Genomic DNA, 5,965 nt, shown 5'->3' with positions numbered 1-5,965 from the left:
ATTTTACGGCGCCCACCGACAGCCCCGGCCCCGACAGCCCCGGCCCCGGCGGCCGTCCCCGCCGGTGCGGTGCCCGTCCTCATGCCGAGCCCAGTACGGTCAGCGCCCTGCGGGCCACATCCCGTCCGATCGGCAGCGAGGCCGTCGCCGCGGGCGAGGGCGCGTTCAGCACGTGCACGGCCCGCGCGCCCTCCCGGATCAGGAAGTCGTCCACCAGCGTCCCGTCCCGCAGCACGGCCTGGGCCCGCACCCCCGGCGTCGCCCGCACGAGATCCTGCTCGGTCACCTCCGGCAGCAACCTGCGCACCGCCTGCGCGAACGCCCGCTTGGACACCGATCTGCGCAGCTCGCCCACCCCGTACCGCCAGTGCCGTCGGCCCATCCGCCAGGTTCCGGGCCAGGCCGCCGTACCGGCCAGGTCCCGGGGCCGTACGACCCCCCAGCCGTACCCCTCGCGGGCCAGCGCCGGCACCGCGTTGGGCCCGATGTGGACCTCCCTGTCGATCCCGCGGGTGAGGTGCACCCCGAGGAACGGGAACGCCGGATCGGGCACCGGATGGACCAGCCCCCGCACCAGTTCCGGCCGCGCCAGCTCGTAGTACTCGCCCCGGAACGGCACGATCCGCACCTCCGGCTCGTCCCCGGTCAGCCGCGCCACCTCGTCGCAGTGCAGTCCGGCGCAGTTGACCAGCACCCGCCCCCGCACGACGTCCCCGCGCGCGGTCCGCACGGCGACCCCCCGCTCCGGCCGCCGGTCGATCCGTACGACCTGCGCCCCGTAGCGGATCTCCGCTCCGGAGGCCTCGGCCAGCCGGCGGGCGACCGCCACGAAGTCGCACACGGCCGTCGTGCCGACGTGGATGGCGGCCAGGCCCCGCACCTCGGGCTCGTACTCCGCGATCTGGGCGGCGCCCAGTTCCCGTACCGGGATGCCGTTCTCCCGGCCGCGCTGGACGAGTGCGTGCAGCCGGGGGAGTTCCTCGCGGCCGGTGGCGACGATCAGCTTGCCGGTCACCGCGTGCGCGATGCCGTACTCCGTGCAGAATTTGATCATCTCGGCGGCGCCGCGCACCGCGTACCGGGCTTTGAGGGAGCCGGGCCGGTAGTAGATCCCGCTGTGCACGACACCGCTGTTGCGCCCGGTCTGGTGCCGGGCAGGGCCGGGCTCCTTCTCCAGCACCGTCACCCGTGTGCCCGGCGCGGCACGCGTGATCGCGTACGCCGTCGACAGCCCGACGATCCCGCCGCCGATCACGAGCACGTCGCAGTCGTAACCGCCGTACCCGCCGGGACCGGCGTACTCGCCGTGACCGCTGTACTCGCCGTACTCGCTGCGACCGTCGTGGGCGATCTCCCGCACCTGCACCACCTCCCGGCTCCGATAGTGCACTGCGCCACTGACATCGCCCTCAAACCCGGGAGGCGCCCGCGTGTGTCGCGGACTCAGGCCGGAGCCATCATCAGCAGTGGCCGCGCCCGCTCGCGCAGCTCGACCACGCGCGGTTCGTCGCCGTACGGCTCCAGCCGGTGCAGCAGATCCTTCACGTACTCGGTGGTGCGTGCCGAGGAGATGCGCCCGGCGACCTCCACCGCCCGCACGCCCTGCTCGCACGCCGCGTCGAGGTTGCCCGACTCCAGCTCGGCGACGGCCGAGACGACCAGGCGCAGGCCGTGGGAGCGCACGAACTCCTCCGTCGGCTTCGACAGCGCCTGCTCGGTGAACCGGCGTACCTGGCGCGGTGCCTTCAGGTCCCGGTAGCACTCGGCCGCGTCGGCGGCGAAGCGGTCGTAGGAGTAGAAGCCCAGCCAGGACGGGTCGTTGTCGCCGTCCCGGGAGCGCTCCAGCCAGCTCTCGGCCGCCTTCAGCGCCGCGCCGGCGGCCTGGGCGTCCCCGGCGCGCGCGTGCGCGCGTGCCTCGACCAGCCGGAAGAAGCTCATGGTGCGGGCGGTGGCCAGGCCCCGGTTGCGCTCCAGCGCGGCCTGCGCGAGGTCGACGCCCTCGTCGCCGAAGCCCCGGTAGGTCGCCTGGAGGGACATGGAGGCCAGGACATAGCCCCCGAGGGGGACGTCCGCGGCCGCCCGGGCCAGGCGCAGGGCCTGGATGTAGTAGCGCTGGGCGGCCTCCTGCTGGCCCGTGTCGAAGGCCATCCACCCGGCGAGCCGGGTGAGCTCGGCACTCGCCCCGAACAGTGCCCTGCCGACCTCGTCGGAGTACGAGCCGAGCAGCAGCGGCGCCGCCTCCACCCGCAGGCACTCCGGCACCATCGACGAACGCCAGTCGCCGCCCCCGTACTTGGAGTCCCAGCGCCTGGCGTCCTCCGCGGCCTCCCGCAGCTTCTGCACGTCGCTGTGGCCGACTTTGAGCGGTGCGCCGGACCCTTCGGCGGGGTTCACCTCACGCGCGACCGAACTGTCGGCCGGGGTTATCAGCCACCGGGAGGCGGGCGTCGCGTACGCGCTCACCGCGAACGAGCCGGCCAGCGACTGCCAGATGCCGCCGGAGCCGGCCCGGCGCCCCGCGAGATCGAGACGGTAGAGCTCGGTCGCCGACCGCACCGCCTGCCCGACGTCCCGGGGGAAGGCGAGGCCCACCTCGGGTGCCGGGTCCGCGTCGGCCAGCCCGATCTCGTGCAGCGGCACCGGGCGGCCGAGCTTCTGCCCGATGGCGGCCGCGATCAGGTGCGGCGCGGCGCCCTGCGGCACCATGCCCTTCGACACCCAGCGCGCCACCGACGTCTTGTCGTAGCGAAGAGTCAACCCGCGTTGGGCGCCAAGATCGTTGACGCGACGCGCGAGTCCTGCGTTGCTGATTCCCGCGAGGGCGAGAACGGTGCCGAGTTTTTCGTTCGGCCCGCGTTGCTCCCTGGACATGCGCCACCCCTCGACACAGACGGCTGCCGCGCTGGCATAACCATGCGGCATTCGTAAACCCAGCGTAGTTCGCCGCATCCCAAGCGTTAAGGGGCATTCTTCCGGATGGCGGGATTGTGGTCCGCACTGAAGTACGGGCCCTGTACGCACCGTTGCGGCGTGCTCCCGTTGTGTGGCCGTGCGCCTGTCCGTGCGCTCTTCTCCGGCCATCGCGGGAGCGGTTCCATGGGTCGTGCGTGGGTCGGCCCGCTGTACTGGATCCAGTGGGCTGGGGGACACCGCCGCCTTCATCCCCGCGGGCGGCGGAACGGTCCGGGAGGCGAGCTCCGCCTCCCGGGCTGCGCGGCCGTCGATGGTGGGCGGGGCCTGTACGGAGCGTGTGCGATCGCGCTCCAACTGTCGTGGCCCATTCGTTATTTGGCTGAAAATCGCCCCGGCGCCCGGCGGGCCATTTCCGCTCTCACCATGGATATTGACGGCGCGCGGGGTGTTTTTGGGGAGCGTGCAGGGGGCGCATTCGCGTCGCGGGTGTCGGCGTGGAAGCGCCGAGGTCGCGTGGTGGACACGGCGAGGACGCATCGCCGCCACGGCGCGGATGCCGTACCGCGTACGGGTGTTCGGAGGGTGCGGACACCGGTGCGGGGGCGCATTCCCCTGCCCATAAGCGGCTCCGTCGCCTCTCTGTGACGCGTTCTTCGTGGCAGCATGTGAACCGTTCGTACGGTGCACTGGTTGTCCACAGCCTGTGGAGGCGTCCATGCGGTGGTTGGTGGGATGGAGCAGCACCGCCGCGGGGACCGCCGGCATCGGCTCCGCGGGCGCCACCGGATACGACGGCGAGACCGTGCACCCGGTGGGATCCCAACTCCTGTGGGGCGACCCCGATCCGCTGTGGGCGGTCGGCGACTGGCGCCCGGACGAGGTCCGCACGCTCCAGGCCGACGCCCGGACCCGGATCGCGGTCCTCGGCATCTGCGGCGCGAGCGACGAGGAGCTGCGGCTCGGCCTGCTCACCGCGCGCGGAGGGGCACTTCGGCATCTGACGGCCTGGCCGGGCAGCTACACGGCCGTCGTCCAGGTCGGCCGCCGGGTCACCGTCTGCGGCGATCTCGCCGGCGCCCGGCCGGTGTTCTACACCCCGTGGGCGAACGGCACCGCGTACGCCACGGCCGCGCTGCCGCTCGCCGACCTCATCGAGGCCAACCTCGACTTCGGACATCTCGCCGCCCTCCTGGCCGCGCCCGACGTCCCCGCCGCCCTGGACGACTCCACCCCCTACGCCGGCGTCCGGCGCATTCCACCAGGGCACGCGCTGATCCTGCGCGCCGGAGCGCGCGAGGTCGCGGGCTACGAACCGGTCGCCTCCCTCGCCGTGGCCGCGCCCCCGGTCGACCCGGACCGCGCCGTCGACGCGGTCCGCGACGCGCTCGTCGAGGCCGTACGGACCCGTCTCGCCGCCCCCCGGCACGTCCCCGGCGCCGACATCGACCCCGGTCCGGTGCCCGGCATGGGCCCGGCCGAACGGCGCGCCGCGCGCGGGATGCCGGTCCCCGGCATCGGCGCGGACCTGTCCGGCGGACCCGCCTCCAGCACCCTGGCACTTCTGGCCGCCGGACTGCCCGGCATGCCGGGGACCGTCCTGGGACACGGCACCGGCGCGGGGGAGCGCCTGCTGGCGGTCACCTTCAACGACCTGGCGTCCACCGGCCGGGAGGCCGAGGTGGAACGCGCCGGGAGGCTCGCGGCCAACCCGCGCCTGCACCACGTGGTGGTGGCGGGCGGCGAGGAGACACTGCCGTACGCCGACCTGGACGGCCCGCTGACCGACGAACCCGGCCAGGCCCTGGTGACGGCCGCCCGCCACCGCGCCCGGCTCGCCTCCGGCAGCGCGGACCACTTCACCGGGTACGGCGCCCGCCAGGTCCTGGACGCCCATCCGGCCCGGCTGGCGGACCTGCTGATGGACCGCAAGCGGCGCCATCTCGTACGCCCCGTCGCCGCACTGGCCAAGGCGGACGGCTCGGTGCTGGTCCCCGCGCGCGTGTACGGCGCCGCCCGGCGGCTGGCGCGCACCCCGTACCGGGCGGGTGTGGAGGGTCTTGCCGAGCGCCTGCTCCAGCGCCGCTTCGACGAGCCCGGCGGCGCCGTGGAGGCGTCGCTCGCCGCCCTCGCGTGGGCCAGACCGGGGCCGGCGGCCCGCTGGCTGACCGGCGAGGCCCTCGCCGACGTGTCGGTCCGTCTCCAGGGGGCGACGAACCGCGCCGGGGGCGGGCCGGGCCAGCGCCCCGGCGACTTCCGCGCGCGTACCGCCCTCGCCCGGCACGCGGCGGACCTGCGCACCCTGGAACAGGCCGTCGAGATCCGCTTCCAGCGCCTGCACACGCCGTTCCTCGACAACCAGGTCGTCCGCGCCTGCCGCACCCTCCCGGAGACCCTGCGGGTACGGCCCGGCGCCCGCGCCGAGATCCTGCGCACGGTCCTCAGGGGCGCCGGCATCGCCGACCTCCCGCCCGGCTGGGGCGCCCCCACCCACGCGTCGGCGGCGGCCGCCACGCGTACGGGACTGCGGGTGGCCGCGGGCCCGCTGATGGAACTGTTCGACACGCCCCTGCTGGCACAGGCCGGCATCGTCGAGGCGCGCGTCGTGCGCAAGGCCCTGCGCGGCGCCGCGGCCGGCGAGCCCCTCCCCCTCGACGGCCTCGCCGACCTGGTCTCCCTCGAACTGTGGCTGCGCCGCCTGCTGGCCCGCCGGGGCACCTGCTGGACGGGAACACCGGCCCGCGCACGCGCGGTACCGGCCGGGATCACCCGGGTGATCCCGGCCGTGGCACCGGTACGGGGAGCCCGGGGCCTGACGTAGCCGACGGCACGCACGCGTGGCTCGGCCGAGGGCGGGCACGGGTGCCCGGCGTGGCTCAGGGGACGTGTACGTGCCTGGTCGGGGGCGGGACGTGTGGGTGCCCTGGCCGGTGCGGGCACGCGCGCGTGCCGTGGTCGATGGCCCGCGCGGGTGACCCGGCCGAGGGCACGGGCGCGTGCAGGCGCACGGGCGTGGGCACCGGTGCGTGCGGCGCGGGGCGGGTGCGTGCGGCGC

The 5,965-nt window shown here is 74.9% G+C and carries 3 protein-coding genes; 1 reads left to right on the top strand and 2 read right to left on the bottom strand.

From position 1 onward, the window contains the following. Nucleotides 1–79: 79 nt before the first annotated feature. Complete coding sequence (gene lhgO, locus FNH09_RS43650) at nt 80–1,390, bottom strand: L-2-hydroxyglutarate oxidase (RefSeq protein ID WP_420802840.1); 1,311 nt, start codon at nt 1,388–1,390, stop codon at nt 80–82. Nucleotides 1,391–1,443: 53 nt separating this feature from the next. Beyond that, nucleotides 1,444–2,871: an NsdA family TPR-like regulatory protein gene (locus FNH09_RS43645; RefSeq protein WP_152895419.1), complete on the bottom strand. Its 1,428-nt coding sequence runs from the start codon at nt 2,869–2,871 to the stop codon at nt 1,444–1,446. A gap of 757 nt (nt 2,872–3,628) precedes the next feature. On the opposite strand from FNH09_RS43645, the gene FNH09_RS43640 reads away from it, so the two are divergent. Continuing rightward, the gene (locus FNH09_RS43640) at nt 3,629–5,731 is read left to right on the top strand and encodes an asparagine synthase-related protein (RefSeq protein WP_152895418.1); all 2,103 of its coding nucleotides are present in this window, start codon (nt 3,629–3,631) and stop codon (nt 5,729–5,731) included. The last annotated feature ends 234 nt before the right edge of the window (nt 5,732–5,965 follow it).

The sequence above is a fragment of the Streptomyces adustus genome, assembly GCF_009377175.1.
Taxonomy (GTDB): domain Bacteria; phylum Actinomycetota; class Actinomycetes; order Streptomycetales; family Streptomycetaceae; genus Streptomyces; species Streptomyces adustus.
The sequence above is the reverse complement of the archived record's forward strand: the minus strand, read 5'-3'. Positions and strand labels throughout refer to the sequence as shown.